This window comes from Pseudomonas sp. 7P_10.2_Bac1 (assembly GCF_025465935.1).
Classification (GTDB): Bacteria; Pseudomonadota; Gammaproteobacteria; order Pseudomonadales; family Pseudomonadaceae; genus Aquipseudomonas.
Genome location: NZ_JANLNV010000026.1, coordinates 16866 through 32708 on the forward strand (window position 1 = coordinate 16866; position 15843 = coordinate 32708).

Sequence of the window (15843 nt, forward strand, 5' to 3'; positions counted from 1 at the left end):
GGTGATCTCATGACGACCGCAAACGTATACCAACAACGCCCGGACTCGGGCGCCAAAGCCGAGTCATCGCTGCATCACGCCAACCTCGACAAGTTGATTGGCAAGGGCCGCAAAAACCCTGGCGTGACGGTGCGCGAGAAAAAATTGCTGGGTCACCTGACCTTGCGGGGTGACGCCAAAGACCCGGCCTTTGCCGAGGGCGTGCACAAAGCGTTGGGGCTGGAACTGCCGGTGGCCTTGAGCCTGGTGGCCAAGGGTGACACCTCGTTGCAATGGATGGGCCCGGATGAATGGCTGCTCATCGTCCCGGGCGGACAGGAATACGCCGTGGAGCAGGCCCTGCGCGCCGCGTTGGCGGGGCTGCATATTTCGGTGGTCAACGTCAGTGGCGGGCAGCAATTGCTGGAACTCAGCGGGCCGAACGTGCGCGACGTATTGATGAAGTCGACGAGCTACGACGTGCACCCTGACAACTTCCCGGTGGGCAAGGCGGTGGGCACCGTGTTTGCCAAGTCGCAGTTGGTGATCCGGCACACGGGTGAAGACACCTGGGAGCTGTTGATCCGCCGCAGTTTCTCGGATTACTGGTGGCTGTGGCTGCAAGATGCGGCGGGGGAGTATGGGCTGAATGTTGAGGCCTGAGGCATAACGCACACCGTGTAGGAAGAGCCGGTCGACGCTCGATTGCCTCGCGATCTTTTGATCTTTAAAAGCTCGCGAGACAAGCTCGCTCCTACAGGGGTCTATAACAAGGAGTTGCACCATGAGCCGCGCCCCTGACACCTGGATCCTCACGGCCGATTGCCCCAGCCTGCTGGGCACAGTCGACGCCGTGACCCGTTATCTGTTTGAACACCGTTGCTACGTCACCGAACACCATTCCTTCGACGATCAACGCTCGGGGCGTTTCTTTATTCGCGTTGAATTCCGTCAGCCTGATGACTTCGACGAGCACACCTTTCGCGCCGGGCTGGCTGATCGCGGCAAAGCCTTCGGCATGACCTTTGAACTGACGCCACCACACTACCGGCCCAAAGTGCTGATCATGGTGTCCAAGGCCGACCATTGCCTGAATGACTTGCTGTATCGCCAACGCATCGGCCAACTGTCGATGGACGTGGTGGCGGTAGTGTCCAACCACCCTGATCTTGAACCGCTGGCGCAATGGCATGGCATCCCGTATCACCACTTCGCCCTCGACCCTGCCAACAAGCCCGCGCAAGAGGCTCGCGTGTGGCAAGTGATCGAAGACACCGGTGCCGAACTGGTGATTCTTGCCCGCTACATGCAAGTGCTGTCCCCCGAGCTGTGCCGCAAACTCGACGGCAAGGCCATCAACATTCACCACTCGTTGCTCCCCGGTTTCAAAGGCGCCAAGCCGTATCACCAGGCCTACGAGAAAGGCGTGAAACTGGTGGGCGCCACCGCGCACTACATCAATAACGACCTGGACGAAGGCCCGATCATCGCCCAGGGCGTGGAGGTGGTTGATCACAGCCACTATCCCGAAGACTTGATTGCCAAGGGCCGCGACATCGAAGCCCAGACCCTGGCGCGGGGCGTGGGCTATCACATTGAACGGCGGGTATTTTTGAATGGTGGGCGCACGGTGGTGTTGTAATCGCCTGATCGCGCCCCTGATCAAGCCCTTACCACAGGTCGGCATCACCTCGTATCCAGCGTGCAGCCTCTTGGGTATCTGCTTCAGGTGATGGCTGGGGCGCGGGCGCTGGGGCGGACCGTGCTGCGGCCGCTTGCCGGGTTCGGCTGGCTTGGCGAGCATGGAAAAAGTCTGCGGCTGAGCTGGTGTTTTGAGCGGCCACCGCTGAAGCGGCCCTGGAGGTTGATGCTATGGGGGCTGGCGCTGCGGCGGCACCCTGGGCTGATCTTGAGGTGGATGCCCTGGCTATGGCGATTGGGGCTTCAATTGCAGCGGCTGCTCTGGAGGTTGGTACAGTCACGACTGACGCTCTGTCAGCTGGGACTAAGGCCATAGAATTATTCCCCCGCAGAGCAAATCGAACTCTCCCTAAGGGTTCTAAAACGGGCGCAGCATTGGCTGCAGCGTGGTGCACAATATTTAGCCTGGGGACCTGATCGAAAGCTGGAATGTTTCTAAAAATAGTTGCTATCAGACTTGCTGCACTATGCCCGTCTGTGTCGATGAGATTAACCGGATCTCCCAGGCAGTAGGCATAACTGTTTATGCCGCCCTTGTTAAACGGGCTCAACGTGTCTGGGCTGTTGAAACGCATCAGCACGGGGTTATACGCCCGATAGCCCTGACCCAACAGGTAGTGGCCGGTAACAGGGGCGCGTCTTTCACCGTTGAATCCCAACTCATCGCCCTGTTCACGGGAAGCGGGTTGAAACCCGTAGGGCGAGTACTCCCGTGAATAACCTTCAGTGGCAGTGAACGTATGGACTACCGAGTATTGCCTGTCGGTGGCCAGTAATCGTGTTTCGGTTACGCCCGCTTGCTGTTGCAACTGGGCCAGCGGTTGCGTCTCGTGTGTACAAAAACACCGTGTGACGTCACCTTCTACCTCAGTCGCTATGTATTTGGCATTGTAGAACCGAAGCACATCGCGGGTACCTACGAGGCGATCCAGCGGATCGTAGCGATAGTCATCAAGTTTCGTCGGCATCTACCTGTCCTCAAAAGCAGCGTTAGACGTTGAGTGTCAACGTGCGCGGGTTGTCCGTATAGCTAGCAGATCTGACAGTATTTTTTGTGTACACCCAGACCCTGATGCGTTGTGGAATCACCTTGAACGGCGCGTTTTCCTAAATGGAGGTCGTACGGCGGTGTTATGACGGCGCAGGCAAGCTCTAAGCTGCAAGCGACACGTTAAAACTGCTTCACCTCCAACAACAACAAGGGTGAATACGATGGCTGACAATCGCGGTGTGGTGTACCTGGGCAATGGCCAGGTTGAAGTGCAGAACATTCCTTTTCCCAAGATGCAAAACCCACAAGGCAAGCCGATCCATCACGGGGTGATCCTGCGGGTGGTGTCGACCAATATTTGTGGGTCTGACCAGCATATGGTCCGTGGTCGCACTACAGCGCAAGTGGGGCTGGTGCTGGGCCACGAGATCACCGGCGAGGTGATTGAAGCCGGGCGTGACGTTGAACATTTGAAAGTTGGCGACCTGGTGTCGGTGCCATTCAACGTGGCGTGCGGGCGTTGCCGCAGTTGCAAAGAGCAAAACACCGGCGTGTGTCTGACCGTCAACCCGGCCCGTCCCGGCGGTGCATATGGCTATGTGGACATGGGTGATTGGGTGGGCGGCCAGGCGGAATATGTGCTGGTGCCGTATGCCGATTTCAACCTGCTCAAACTGCCGAACCGCGACGCCGCCATGGAGAAAATCCGCGACCTGACCTGCCTTTCCGACATCCTGCCCACCGGCTACCACGGCGCGGTCACGGCGGGCGTTGGGCCGGGCAGCACGGTGTACATCGCCGGTGCTGGCCCGGTGGGTCTGGCCGCTGCAGCGTCGGCGCGCTTGCTGGGCGCGGCGGTGGTGATTGTCGGTGACGTCAACCCGATCCGTCTGGCGCACGCCAAGGCGCAGGGCTTTGAAATTGCCGACCTGTCCAAGGACACCCCGCTGCATGAACAAATCGCCGAGTTGCTGGGCGAGCCGGAAGTCGACTGCGCGGTCGATGCGGTGGGCTTCGAAGCCCGTGGCCACGGCCATGACGGCGTCAAGCACGAAGCCCCGGCCACGGTGCTCAACTCACTGATGGGCGTGGTGCGGGTGGCGGGCAAAATCGGTATTCCGGGCCTGTACGTCACCGAAGACCCGGGCGCTGTCGATGCAGCCGCCAAAATGGGCAGCCTGAGCATCCGCTTTGGTCTGGGCTGGGCCAAATCCCACACCTTCCACACCGGGCAAACCCCGGTCATGAAATACAACCGCCAACTGATGCAGGCGATCATGTGGGATCGCATCAAAATTGCCGACATTGTGGGCGTAGAGGTGATCAGTTTGAATGACGCCCCGCGCGGGTATGGCGAGTTTGATGCGGGTGTACCGAAGAAGTTTGTGATTGATCCGCATCGGTTGTTTAGTACAATCTGAACAATAAACAAACACTCTGTTAATTACAGAGTGTTTGTTAGATATCAATCACAGGCAAGGATTTTTATTTTGCTTTTCGAATGCGCTTTGTATAAGCCGAAAATTGTTTAGGGTCAGTTGCTAGAGTGACCGTATTGTAATAGCTAGGTGGAGCTGTCGCTTCAGCATAGCTGGGTAATGTGTCAATGTTATTTATTGCGGCAGCTTCTGCTCTTGCATAAGCAGTTGATGTGGAAGGAGGAGGGGGGGTGTAAGTACTCTGGCGTGGTGGAGTTATAGTGCCGCTCGGAGACCGTGAGGGCCTATTACTCCGAAAGAAAGCACTTATTGCCTCAAGCATTTCGTCTCCGGGTTGATATATTACACCGCGGCGCCTTGGCATAATATTGGGGTTCGGTCTAGGTATATCCTCCACTGAGCCGAGCGACGTTATAGAGTTTTGCCGCGACACCGTTGTAGATAAATCCCCTATTTCTTCAGAGATTGATGAGCGTAATGATCTTAATGATGGAGTTCGTGAAAGGGCACTTGTATTGGGGATAGTGTTCACGATATTGCGTGTTGTCCACGCCGGTGTTTTAAGAGCAATAATTAATTTACTTAAAAAGGGTATGTGGCCTGTAGGGTCAACTTTGTTCGCCGGGTCATTATCACCATACGCATACGCGTTAATCCCCCCGTCCCCAAACGGGCTCCAACTGTCCGGGCTGTTAAAACGCATCAATACCGGATTAAACGCCCGATACCCCTGACCCAATAAATAATGGCCTGTCAGCGGTTCTGGTCGTTCGCCGTTAAACCCTGCCCCATTGAGTGAGGTGCCAATGGGGTGATGACCAAAGGGCGAGTAAGCCTGCGCGTGCAGGGCACCCTCCGGGCTAACGCCATTGAGCACAGAGCTTTGCTGATCGGTCGCCAATAAGGTGGTGCCGGGCAGGCTGCCATGCTGCTGCAACGCGAGGGGTTGGGAGTCGGTCTCAAAAAAACGGCTTTTGCGTTCGCCCTCAACCTCAGTGGCGATGCGGGTGTCGTTGTAAAAACGTTGAATGCTGTTGCTGGCTGCCAGCCGGTCCAATGGATCGTACAGGTAGGTGCTGGCGACGGTTTTGCGCTGTTTGCTCATGTTGAACTCCCGGGAAAAGCGCGGACGAAGGTTTAGCCTCTCCCTGGAGTTGCACGCTGTATAGCTAGCAGAACTGCTAGGTAGCGAGGGTTTAGACCTGCAAGCGCTGGCCCAGTACGTCGAGCAGGTCACAGCCGTCGCGCAGCAAAATGGCGCAAGGCTGGGTGATGTGTTTGAGATCTACGCCGTCGGCGGCGCTCAGGTCTAAACGGTTGAGGCTTTCGAACAGTTGGGTCACGGCCAGAATGCGCGCCGCCGCATTGGCATGCAGCACGTCAGGCGGGCTTTGGCGGTCAATCAGCAAGCTGGGGATCAGGCAGTCTATTGCGGTTAGCGGGATGTATTGGTTCATAAAGTGCGCTCTGGTGTGTTGGATAAAGCTGCCACCTATTCGTCGCCAAACAAATAGGTGGCAGCTGCACGCAGGTTGGCGAACCGGAAACACACCACCCGGCAGACCCGGAGGTCTCCCGCGCACAGCTGCCATAACACAGCCTTGCGGGTACGAAAAAGCCTGCAAGAAACAGGAGTTTTCGCATGGTGGTTTACAGGTCGCCAAACCCGGTCGTCATTGGGACGACCGGCGGACTATAAGCCCCTGACTCCACCCCGTGCAAACCCAAAACCCTGTAGGAGCGAGCTTGCCTCGCGATCTTTTGATCGTTAAAAGACCGCCAGCACCACCACCGCGACCACGACTACGCAGGCGATAGCGACAAGATTCAGCCCACTCAGGAACGGTCGTTTGGGCGCCACTTGAGGTTCAATGCGCGCCACAATCCCTTGCCACACCCGGTCTGGCACCGGGTCCTGGCTCAGTGAGTCGGTCAGCCGGGCGAGGCTGGTTTGCCAGGCGGCGAGTTCTTCGCGCAGCCCGGCGTCATTGACCAGCAGCTGTTCAAAACGTTTGCAGGCGGCAGGCGGCATCAGGCCGATAGCGTAATCGCCTGCCAGCGCACGGCGCAGGGTGGGAGTTTGATAATTCATGCTTCAAGCCCTCCGCGCAGACGTTCCATGCCCCGGCGCAGCCAGGTTTTGACCGAACCCAGCGGTGCCGCCAGCTGCACGGCCAGTTCACTGGCGCTGCGACCGTAGAAATAAGCCGTGGTGATGGTTTGACGTTGCATGCTATCCAGTTGCTCAAGGCAAGGAGGCTGTTGCAGGTCAGCCTCTGGGAGCTCACGGTAGATACGCAATTGCTCTATGGCCTGATCGCGGGTGATGGCGATCATCCAGGTCAAGGGGGTTGATAAATGGGGATCGTACCGTGAGGCGTCACGCCAGATGCGCACGAAGCTTTCTTGAACGACTTGTTCAGCCAGATCACGGCGGCTCATGCACTGTAAGGCCACGTTTTGCAAACGTGGGGCGACGCTACGATACAGCGTTTCAAAGGCTCTGCAGTTTCCCAAAGCACATTGGGCCAACAGCTTTTTGAGGTACTCGGCGTCGGAGATTAAGATGATCGTTCTCCCATTTATCAAAACGGATGGCAAAGTGCCATTCTCTTGGAAAGATTAGTTCAAAAATCTCGGCTATTCCATGCAGGGGTCAGTATTTTTTCCTGACTCGCCGGTTAGATTTTTGGCGGTTTCATCATCCGAATTTGATAAGCGCTGGCCGTCCTGAAGCCATACAACGCGCAGTTCCTGTTTTGAATTAAGATTGCGCCCTGTTTGCTGAATGCTAGCTGTAGGGAACATCTGTTGTAGCGTTTGGTCTGATTGATAGTTTGGCTGTTCCTGTGCGGGGCGGCTTTTTGGTTCTAGAGGTTGATGTGATGAAAAAGTTGAGCGCAGTAGCACTGGCAACATTGATGAGCGTAGCGGTAACCCCTGTGTTTGCAGCAGGGTTTGACCTGGGCGCGGCGACCCAGCTGTTGGGCCAGGTACAGGGCACTAACGGCGCAAGCTCTGACAAAACTACGCAGGCCTTGCAGTTGCTGACCAAAGCCCAGCAACTGGGCGTCAAGCCTGAACAAGCCGCTGGCGGTGTGGGCGCGATGTTGAGCTTGGCGAAAAACCAGCTGACTGCTAATGACTATGCTGATCTGTCCAAGCAAGTGCCGGGCATCAGCAAGGTGACAGGCGCCGGTGCCCTGACTCAATTGAGCCAATTCAGCGCCAAGAACCCGCAACTGCAGGCCCTTGTCGGCCAGATCAGCCCGGTGAGCAATGATGCCAAGGTGGCGGTGAGCAACGTGACCAACAAATCGCAACTGGACAGCGCTTTTGAAGCGCTGGGCATGAAGAGCAGCATGGTCCAGGAGTTCGCCCCGGTGATCACTCAGTACTTGGGCCAACAGGGTGTTGCAAGCCCGCTGTTGACCACGCTGGGTACGCTTTGGGGTAAATAAGGTCAACCGCGCTCAGCACGCAATGTGCTGATGCGTTGATCTTTTTTGATCCAGAGCTGGTTGACCCAGCTCTGGATCTGCTCGCGAAACACGGGGTCGTTCTCGTAGTCGCCCTGGCACAGGGCCGGGTCCAGTTCGCGGGTCTGGATATCGACAATGACCTTGGGCACTTGCCCGCTGATCAACGCCCAAAAGCCTGGAATTTTTGCTTGTGGATACACCACGGTGACGTCGAGTACGGCGTCCAGCTGTGGGCCCATGGCGGCCAGTACAAACGCCACGCCGCCCGCCTTGGGTTTGAGCAGGTAGGTATAGGGCGATTGTTGTTGTGCGCGTTTGGCCGGGGTAAAGCGGGTGCCTTCCAGGTAATTGACGACGGTGACCGGCTGGCGCTTGAACAGCTCGCAGGCGGCCTGGGTGATTTTGAGGTCCTGGCCCTTGAGTTCCGGGTGCTTGGCCAAAAAGGCCTTGGAATAGCGCTTCATGAACGGATAGTCGAGTGCCCACCAGGCCAGGCCCAGAAACGGCACCCAGATCAGTTCTTTTTTCAGGAAGAACTTGAAGAACGGCGTGCGGCGGTTAAGGCCTTGCATCAAGGCCGGGATATCGACCCACGACTGGTGGTTGCTGATCACCAGGTACGAGGTGCTGCGGCTGAGGTTATCGGCGCCGCGAATGTCCCAGCGGGTGGGCAGGCACAAGGCGAAAATGCGCTTGTCGATCTCGGACCAGGTTTCGGCGATCCACATCACGGCCCACGAGTTGTAATCGCGCAGTCGACCCGGCGAAATCAGCTTGAGCAGCGCGAACAGCATGAGCGGGCCGAACAGAATGAGGGTGTTGCACAGCAACAGCAGTGTGACCAAACAGCCGGTGAGCAGGCGGCGCATAAGTAACTCTTGAACATTTAAGGACCCGCCATGATAAGCAGCGTGTTGCAGAACGCCAAATCGGAGTGCTAACAAATGTTTCACTACTTAAGGGCTATTGTCCTCTGTGGGAACCAACGACAACCTTAGGGTCTAACCCGCATCCCTATAAGGAAATGACCGCCATGAAGTCTGTTTTAGCCTTGCTCTGTGTATTGGCGTTGCCGGTGATGGCCGCCGAGCCGACCCTGTACGGGCGTTATGAGTACATCAAGCTGCCGGAATTCGGTGAGACGCTGAAGGCCAAGATGGACACCGGAGCCTTGACGGCGTCGCTGTCGGCCAAAAATATTCAGACCTTCACCCGTGACGGCGAAGAGTGGGTACGTTTCCAGCTCGCCACCCCGGACGCGGACAGTAAGGTGTATGAACACAAAGTCTCGCGCATCAGCAAAATCAAAAACCGCGCCGACGAAGACGACGACAAGGATGAAGTGAACGTGGCCAAGCGCCCGGTGGTGGATCTGGACATGTGCCTGGGCAATGTCAAACGCACCGTGGAGGTCAACCTCACCGACCGCAGCAACTTCAACTACCCGCTGTTGATCGGGGCCAAAGCGCTGCGTGAGTTCGGCGCGGCGGTAAACCCGGCGCGACGGTATACGGCGGATCAGCCGGGGTGCTAAACCGATGTCGAGCATTACTGGCGAATGTTCGACACTTGGACCTCTGTTTTAACGGTGGGATTGTCAGGCAAAGGTGGGGTGGTTAGGGTCAATTTTCGTTCTTGTCTTGATTTTTTAGCGGTGAGTTGAAGAACGATTTCTCTTTTTCTAGCTAAATTATTGGACTCGACAAACTCAACCAGTAGTGTTTTGTTTTTCCGGATAAAAGTTTGAAGTTTTAAATTTTGTTTTTGGCTTCGCGGAAAAATTCTCAGGTCTTTTGTCAGTTGGAGTTGGCTTTTATCAATCCTGGTGGTGAAAGCTGCCACAGCTTTGTTCTCTGGAATAGCATCCAGGCTGTTGGCAAATACCCACGTGCGGGGCGGTTTCTTTGCTAAACCCTCCGTAATAATCGTAAACGCCCGGTTCAGCATCAGCGCGCTGATATTACCGTCGGGATCGATACGGTTTACCGGGTCGCCTAAGCAATACGCATACGCATTAATCCCGCCTTTGCCAAACGGGCTCCAACGATCGGGGCTGTTAAAGCGCATCAACATCGGGTTAAACGCCCGGTAGCCGTTGCCCAGCAAGTAATGGCCGGTGAGCGGGTCCGGGCGTTCACCATTAAAGCCGGGCACCCTGTGTATGCCGGGCATTAAGGGCTGATACCCATAAGGTGTAAACGTCACTGATGCAGGTTGGCTGTGGTTCAGAACCGACAGTGTTGAACGTTTGGTGTCCCCGGCGACCAGTGTCGTCGTGAGTCCCTCACCCTGTTGGACTCTATACGCCAGTACCGCCTCTTCAGACTCAAAGACTTGCGCATGGGTATCGCCTCTGATTTCAGTGGCCACACGTTGACGACAATAAAACAGGTGAGTGGCTTGGTTTTCAGCGGTGCCGGTACTCATATGACGGTCCAGCGGGTCATAGGCGTACTGGTGCCGTTCTAGGGGCTTTTGCGCTGACATGGTATTTGCCGTATCGCTTGCTCAAAGAACAGACAGTGTGAGCGGGTACATGCCATGCGCGGTACTGATAGAACGGCTAGGTTTGTGTGCCGTTGCTCGCCAAGCCATTGGGGTAACGCAACGATCAGCGCTTGAGCAACCCACGCACGCTGATCCACACCGGGATGCCCAGGCCGATCCAGCTCAGGGCGTCCCACACACCTTCGCCCAGCAGGGCCGCGAACAAGCCTGTAGCGCTGACGAGACCAATCGCCAGCGGCACGCTAAAGACTTTCCAGAAGTTGGACTGGCGCGGTTTCATCGGGTGCTCTCCTTGCTGGCTTTGCGCCGTACCCACCACAAATACAGGCCGCTGCCGAGCACAACGATGGTCAGCAGGTCGAGGGCCGCCCAGAGCAGTTTCATCGGCATGCCGCCGTAGTCACCAAAGTGCAGGGGCTGGGACATGCCCATGGCGCTCATGTACCAGGGGCGGCCGCCGACGGCGGTGACCTCCAAGGTGCTGGCGTCGATCAAGACCGGTGTCAGCAGGTGCGAGGTGAGGTGGGTGCTGCCTTTCATGAACACCGCGTAATGGTGTTCACTGGAGAAGCGCGTGCCGGGGAAGGCGATAAAGTCCGGTTGCATGCCCGGCGCGGCCTTGGCGGCGATGTCCAGCAACTGAGTGGCCGGGGCTTGGCGGGTCAGCGGCGGTGCATTGCGGTAGGGTTCAACCATGGCGCTGAGGCTGTCGTTGCGCCAGGCGTCGATCAGCAGGTCGGCGCAGGCGCTGATCACCCCGGTCACGCCCACCACCAAGGCCCAGGTCAGGGTCACCACGCCGATCAGGTTATGCAGATCCAGCCAGCGCAAGCGGCGGGATTTGTCGGTGCGCACTGTGGCAAATTCATTGCGGCGCATAAACGGCAGATACAGCACGGTGCCGGAGATGATCGCCAGCACAAACAAGGTGCCCATAAAGGCCAGCAGCAGTTTGCCGGGCAGGCCGGCGAACATGTCTACGTGCAGGCGCAACATGACCATCATGAAGCCGCCATTGGCTGACGGCACTTCAATGGGAGCGCCGGTACGGGTGTCGAGCATGAAGGTGTGCGAGGCGTTGGGCTCGGTGCCGGCCGTGGCGGCCATGATGGCGTAGACGGCGTTGGGCTCTTCTTCGTCCCAGTCGATGTACTGCATGACTTCGCCCGGCCGATGGGCTTCAGCGGCCTTGATCAGTTGCTGCAAATCGAGCTGCGGCGTGTCTTTGGGCAACTCTGTGACTTGCGGCGCATTGCCGATCAGGTGGTCGATTTCATGGCTGAAAATCAACGGCAGGCCGGTGAGCGCCAGCATCAGCAGGAAGGCGGTGCAAATCAGGCTGGTCCAGGTGTGGATAAAAGACCAGCGCCGGATGGTTTTGCTTTTCATGAAGGTCCCAAATGAAAAAACACCGTTGTCAATGTATGAGCGGCCGCCCCGTCTTCGACGCCGCGCTGTCGCGCAGCAAACAGGCCAGCGGTAATCAACAGCATCCCCCATTCGGGGCCCTCTCCTTCGGGAGAGGGCCTGGGTGCGGGGGCTTTTGGATCAAGATCAAACGATCGCGAGGCAAGCTCGCTCCTACAGAGGCCGGTTTAGCGAGTTACCACTTGTAGTCGACGCTGGCCATGATATTGCGGCGGTCACCGTAGTAGCAGTAGAAACCGTCGCAGGTCGACAGATATTGCTTGTCGAAGACGTTATTGGCGTTGACCGAAACGGTGGCGCCTTTAAGGCTTTTGCTGACCTTGCCGAGGTCGTAATGCACGGCCGCGTCGTAGACGGTGTAGGCGTCTGTATGGCCGTAAGCCGCGTCTGCCACATAGTCCATGCTGCCAATGGCGATGTTGTCGGTTTCGCCAATGTAGCGGGCTCCGAAGCCAATGCCGAACCCTTGCAGTGCACCTTTGTGCCAGGTGTAGTCAGCCCAGATCGAGGCCTGATGCTCGGGTGTCAGCGGCAATGGACGATTTTTGTCCGATGGGTTCGAGACTTTGGTCATTTTGGTGTTGGCATAGGTATAGGCGGCGGTCAGTTTCAGGTTGTCGTTGACGTTACCCACGGCCTCCAGCTCCAGGCCACGCACATTGGCTTCGCCCAAGGGGCGGCTCACGCCAAGGGTGTCGCTGAGCACGATGTTTTTGCGGGTCAGGTCATACACGGCGGCAGTCAAGAGCATCTCGCTGCCTGGTGGCTGGTATTTAAGGCCCAATTCGTATTGCTTGCCTGTACCGGGCTTGAACGATTTACCGCCAAAGCCCCCCGGTTCGGCCTGGAACGACTCGGCATACGACACATAAGGAGTGAAGCCTGAATCGAACACGTAGCTCAGCGCCGCGTTGCCGGTGAAGGCGCTGTCGTCGCGTTTGTCGCGGGCATCGTTCTGGTTGTAGAAGGTGGTGTCGGTATGGAGCCAGTCTTGACGTCCGCCCAGGGTCAAGCGCCAGTTATCCAGCGCCATTTGGTCTTGCAGGTACAGGCCGGTGTCGCGGGTTTTCTGGTTGTAATCGTTGTAGGCGGTGTAGTTGACGTGGCTGAAGTCTTGCCCGTAGATCGGGTTAATGATGTTGCTGCTCGGGGCAACGCCGTATTGCCATTTGTAGTGGGTATCGACGCGCTGATGATCGAGGCCGATCAGTAGCGTGTGATTGAGTGCGCCAGTCGTGAAGTCGGCTTGCAGGTTGTTGTCCACGGCAAATTGGCTGATGTCTTCGTCCACGATGTTTGCCCCGCGCTGGACAGTGCCATCATCGGCCACCGAACCGAAATAGCCCCCGGCGGTGATGCTCTGAAAGGACAAGTCACTTTTGGTGTAACGCAGGTTTTGACGCAACTGCCACACGTCGTTCAGGCGATGTTCGAAGGCATAGCCGAGTGCGTAGTAGGTTTTGTCGTAGAACTCCCAGTCCGGATCACCCAGGTTTTTGTGGGGCTTGACCTTGCCTGCCGGGGTCGACACCAGCGTGCCCTGGATCGGCAAGAACTGGCTGGTGGTGCCGGTGTCATCGCGGTTGAACTGGCTGAGCAAGGTCAACCTGGTGTCGGGGTCGATGTTCCACGTCAGGCTCGGGGCGATGTTGTAGCGCTTGTCATCGGTGTGTTCGATGGTGGTGTTGCTGTCACGCACCACGCCGCTCACGCGATACAGAAAACGCCCTTCGTCATCAATCGGGCCCGTGCTGTCAAAGCTGATTTGCTTGCGCTGGTAGCTGCCGATTTGCAGCTGTACTTCGTGGCTGGCGATGTCTTCGGGGCGACGGCTGACCATGTCCAGCAAGCCGCCTGCCGGTGTTTGACCGTACACCGATGAGGCCGGGCCGCGCAGCAAGGCGACGCGCTCCAGGTCCCAGGTTTCCAGCTTGGGCATGGTGTAGGAGCCTTTGGGCAACGGCAGGCCATCAAGGAATTGAGTGGGTTCGAAGCCGCGGACTTTCAGCCATTCCGAACGGCTGTCGCTGCCATAGCTGCTGGCGGTGACGCCGGGCATGTAACGCACGGCATCGTCGAGGTTCTGCGCTGCGCGATCTTGCATTTGGCTGCGCGTGGCGACCGAGATTGAGCGAGGGGCTTGTGCCAGTGCGGTATCGGTTTTAGTGCCCGCGGCTGAGCGTTGCGCCAAGTAGCCAGTGGCCGGACCCCAGGCGCTTTCGTACCCGCCCTGAGCGGAAATGGTCGTGGCTTCAAGAGCCACGACGCCCTGCGCGATCGCGATCACGGTCAAGCTGCCCGCACTGCCCGGCACCAATTGCAGGCCGGTGCCGCGTAAGGCTTCGCGCAATGCGTTGGTGGCTTCGAACGAGCCCTGCACGGGTGCTGAGGTTTTGCCGGCCAGCAGGGCCGGGTCAATGGCCAGGGTCAAGTTGGCCTGGCTGGCGATCTGGTTGAGGGTGGCGGCCAACGGCCCGGCGGGCAGGTTGTAGCTGCGTGAGGCGGCGTTTTGCTCGGCGGCGACCAGCGAGGTGCTGGTCAGCGGCGCGCCAAGGGCAATGGCGAGGGTTAACAGGCTAGGGCGCAAAAACGTATCGAGGGTGCGGGACATTCGGCGGATTCCTGAATGGAAATGGTTCTCAATGACTAGGAGCCGAACGAGCATCGAAAAGTGATAGGGCTAATTGAAAATAATCTGCATTTATTTTTCTGTCGCAGGCGCGACGGTGATCCACCACGGGGTGAGCTGTTTGACCTTGACCGGCAGGATCGGCGGCAGGGCGTTGAGTGCCAGTTGTAAGTTGTCCAGCGGGAAGCTGCCGGTGATGCGCAGGTCAGCCACGCGTGGATCAACCCCCAGATGCCCACGGTGATAGCGATTGAGTTCACCGACCATGTCGGCCAGGCGCACGTTGTCGAGCACCAGCATGCCGCGGGTCCAGGCATCGGCCCCGGCGGTGACGGTGAGCATTTGGCCGAGGTGGTCGCGGTGCATGAGCACTTGCTGGCCCTCGCTGAAAATGACGTCGTCGTGGGCGTTTTCGGGGTGTGCTGCCACGCGTGATTGCAGCACGCTCAGGCGCGTGCCGTCGTCTTCACGCTTGACCAGAAACCGCGTGCCCAATGCCCGCAGGGTGCCGTCGCGGGTTTGCACGACAAAGGGCCGTGGGTCGCCGTGGCCGGTCTGCACCATGATCTCGCCTGCTTGCAGAATGACGCGTCGGGTGTCGCCATCAAACCGTACATCCACCGCGCTGTGGGTGTTGAGATTGATCACTGTGCCATCGGCCAGTTGCAGTTGGCGTTGTTCGCCGGTGCCGGTGCGCTGGTCGGCCATCCAGTAATCAATCGGCAGGTAGTTTTTGCCTGCGAACAGGACCAGCCCGCACACCAGCGCAATGCTCGCCAGGCCGCTGCCGAGTTTGCGCACCCGTTGTTGCACGCCGCTGCGGGCGTTACGCAAGGCGTTGCGTGCGGCCAGGCTGGTGCTGCTGAACCGGTGGTCGAGCATGCCCAGCTGTTGCCAGGCGCGGGCGTGTTCTTCGTTGGCGGCGTACCACTTTTCGAATTCGGCTTGTTCCACCGGGCTGCCATTGCCGCAGTCCAGGCACAGTTGCCAGGCAATGGCCGCGTCGAGCACGGTGGCCGAGACCGGTCTGGAACTGATCGCGTTCACGTGGGCTCGCCATAGAGCGCGATGTAGCACTGGCGCATGCCTTGGGCCAGGTACTGACGCACACGCGGCACCGACACGCCCAGGCGCTCGGCAATGTCCGCGTGGGGCAGGCCATCGAGGCGGCTGTACAGGAACGCCGCCCGAGCCTTGCTCGACAGCTTGCCGAGCAGGCGGTCGATGGCTTTGAGGTCTTCGAGGATCAGGTGTTGCTCTTCGGGCGAGGGTTGCTCGGCTTCGGGCAGTTGCATCAGTTCGTTGAGGTACGCCTGTTCCAGGGCGGCGCGGCGAAAGTAGTCGAACAGCAAGCCTTTGGCGATGGCCGCGAGAAAGGCTCGGGGTTCGCGGGGGGCGCTGAGGTGCGCGCGGCCCAGCAGCCGCACGAAGGTGTCCTGGCTCAAGTCCTCGGCGCGTTGCGGGCATGCCACATTGCGCCGTAACCACGCCAGCAGCCAAACGCGATGGTCGCGGTAGAGCGAGCCAACCAGTTCACGCTGAGGGTTTTGGGCTGAGGACAACGGGCGCACCGATTGCAAGTATTAACTAACGATAATTATTCGCGATTGTGTCAGAGGGAAACGAGCGGCGCAATTCACGCTCATCGGATGGCCAGCCCTCACCAACCCTCTCCCGGAGGGAGAG

The 15843-nt window shown here is 58.2% G+C and carries 16 protein-coding genes and 1 pseudogene; 5 read left to right on the top strand and 12 right to left on the bottom strand.

Annotated elements, in window-relative coordinates; genetic code table 11:
- Positions 1-9: 9 nt before the first annotated feature.
- Both NTD86_RS05740 and purU read left to right on the top strand, forming a co-directional pair.
- Entirely contained in the window at positions 10-642 is a 633-nt protein-coding gene (locus tag NTD86_RS05740; protein ID WP_262201188.1) for a sarcosine oxidase subunit gamma, read from the top strand.
- Positions 643-763: 121 nt separating this feature from the next.
- Positions 764-1621, top strand: coding sequence for a formyltetrahydrofolate deformylase (gene purU, locus NTD86_RS05745; RefSeq protein WP_262201189.1), 858 nt, complete (start codon positions 764-766; stop codon positions 1619-1621).
- A 28-nt stretch (positions 1622-1649) separates the two neighbouring features.
- On the opposite strand, the gene NTD86_RS05750 is transcribed toward purU, so the two are convergent.
- Positions 1650-2648: an RHS repeat-associated core domain-containing protein gene (locus tag NTD86_RS05750; protein WP_262201190.1), complete on the bottom strand. Its 999-nt coding sequence runs from the start codon at positions 2646-2648 to the stop codon at positions 1650-1652.
- A 244-nt stretch (positions 2649-2892) separates the two neighbouring features.
- Here NTD86_RS05750 and fdhA point away from each other — a divergent pair, with 244 nt between their 5' ends.
- Positions 2893-4092, top strand: coding sequence for a formaldehyde dehydrogenase, glutathione-independent (gene fdhA, locus NTD86_RS05755; protein WP_262201191.1), 1200 nt, complete (start codon positions 2893-2895; stop codon positions 4090-4092).
- 64 nt (positions 4093-4156) lie between these two features.
- Here the strand turns inward: fdhA and NTD86_RS05760 are convergent, their stop codons facing one another.
- From NTD86_RS05760 to NTD86_RS05775, 4 genes and pseudogenes are all read right to left on the bottom strand, one after another.
- Positions 4157-5215 (bottom strand): RHS repeat-associated core domain-containing protein, encoded by a 1059-nt coding sequence (locus NTD86_RS05760; protein WP_262201192.1) that lies wholly within the window; start codon positions 5213-5215, stop codon positions 4157-4159.
- 91 nt (positions 5216-5306) lie between these two features.
- Positions 5307-5567, bottom strand: coding sequence for a hypothetical protein (locus tag NTD86_RS05765; RefSeq protein ID WP_019409796.1), 261 nt, complete (start codon positions 5565-5567; stop codon positions 5307-5309).
- Positions 5568-5893: 326 nt separating this feature from the next.
- A pseudogene (locus NTD86_RS05770) lies at positions 5894-6202 on the bottom strand (anti-sigma factor); the annotation flags it as partial.
- Positions 6199-6711 carry a sigma factor gene (locus NTD86_RS05775; RefSeq protein ID WP_262201194.1) on the bottom strand — a complete coding sequence of 171 codons (513 nt, stop codon included), beginning with the start codon at positions 6709-6711 and terminating at the stop codon, positions 6199-6201. The pseudogene NTD86_RS05770 and the gene NTD86_RS05775, both read right to left, overlap by 4 nt.
- Before the next feature lie 284 nt (positions 6712-6995).
- Between NTD86_RS05775 and NTD86_RS05780 the strand changes: the two genes are divergently transcribed.
- A complete protein-coding gene (locus NTD86_RS05780; protein WP_262201195.1) occupies positions 6996-7571 on the top strand; it encodes a DUF2780 domain-containing protein in 576 nt (191 codons plus the stop codon).
- A 2-nt stretch (positions 7572-7573) separates the two neighbouring features.
- Here the strand turns inward: NTD86_RS05780 and NTD86_RS05785 are convergent, their stop codons facing one another.
- On the bottom strand, positions 7574-8461 hold the full coding sequence (locus NTD86_RS05785) for an acyltransferase (RefSeq protein ID WP_262201196.1): 888 nt from the start codon (positions 8459-8461) through the stop codon (positions 7574-7576).
- 164 nt (positions 8462-8625) lie between these two features.
- On the opposite strand from NTD86_RS05785, the gene NTD86_RS05790 reads away from it, so the two are divergent.
- The gene (locus tag NTD86_RS05790) at positions 8626-9126 is read left to right on the top strand and encodes an ATP-dependent zinc protease (protein ID WP_262201197.1); all 501 of its coding nucleotides are present in this window, start codon (positions 8626-8628) and stop codon (positions 9124-9126) included.
- 14 nt (positions 9127-9140) lie between these two features.
- Here NTD86_RS05790 and NTD86_RS05795 read toward each other — a convergent pair whose 3' ends face one another.
- From NTD86_RS05795 to NTD86_RS05820, 6 genes are all read right to left on the bottom strand, one after another.
- Positions 9141-10019 carry an RHS repeat-associated core domain-containing protein gene (locus NTD86_RS05795; protein ID WP_262201198.1) on the bottom strand — a complete coding sequence of 293 codons (879 nt, stop codon included), beginning with the start codon at positions 10017-10019 and terminating at the stop codon, positions 9141-9143.
- Between the two features lie 184 nt (positions 10020-10203).
- Complete coding sequence (locus tag NTD86_RS05800) at positions 10204-10380, bottom strand: hypothetical protein (protein WP_262201199.1); 177 nt, start codon at positions 10378-10380, stop codon at positions 10204-10206.
- Positions 10377-11489, bottom strand: a complete 1113-nt coding sequence (locus NTD86_RS05805) for a PepSY-associated TM helix domain-containing protein (RefSeq protein ID WP_262201200.1) — start codon at positions 11487-11489, stop codon at positions 10377-10379. The genes NTD86_RS05800 and NTD86_RS05805 overlap by 4 nt, the downstream gene beginning before the upstream one ends.
- 214 nt (positions 11490-11703) lie before the next feature.
- Positions 11704-14139: a TonB-dependent siderophore receptor gene (locus tag NTD86_RS05810; protein WP_262201201.1), complete on the bottom strand. Its 2436-nt coding sequence runs from the start codon at positions 14137-14139 to the stop codon at positions 11704-11706.
- A gap of 90 nt (positions 14140-14229) precedes the next feature.
- Complete coding sequence (locus NTD86_RS05815) at positions 14230-15204, bottom strand: FecR family protein (protein WP_262201202.1); 975 nt, start codon at positions 15202-15204, stop codon at positions 14230-14232.
- Positions 15201-15719 carry an RNA polymerase sigma factor gene (locus NTD86_RS05820; RefSeq protein WP_262201203.1) on the bottom strand — a complete coding sequence of 173 codons (519 nt, stop codon included), beginning with the start codon at positions 15717-15719 and terminating at the stop codon, positions 15201-15203. The genes NTD86_RS05815 and NTD86_RS05820 overlap by 4 nt, the downstream gene beginning before the upstream one ends.
- Positions 15720-15843 lie beyond the last annotated feature (124 nt).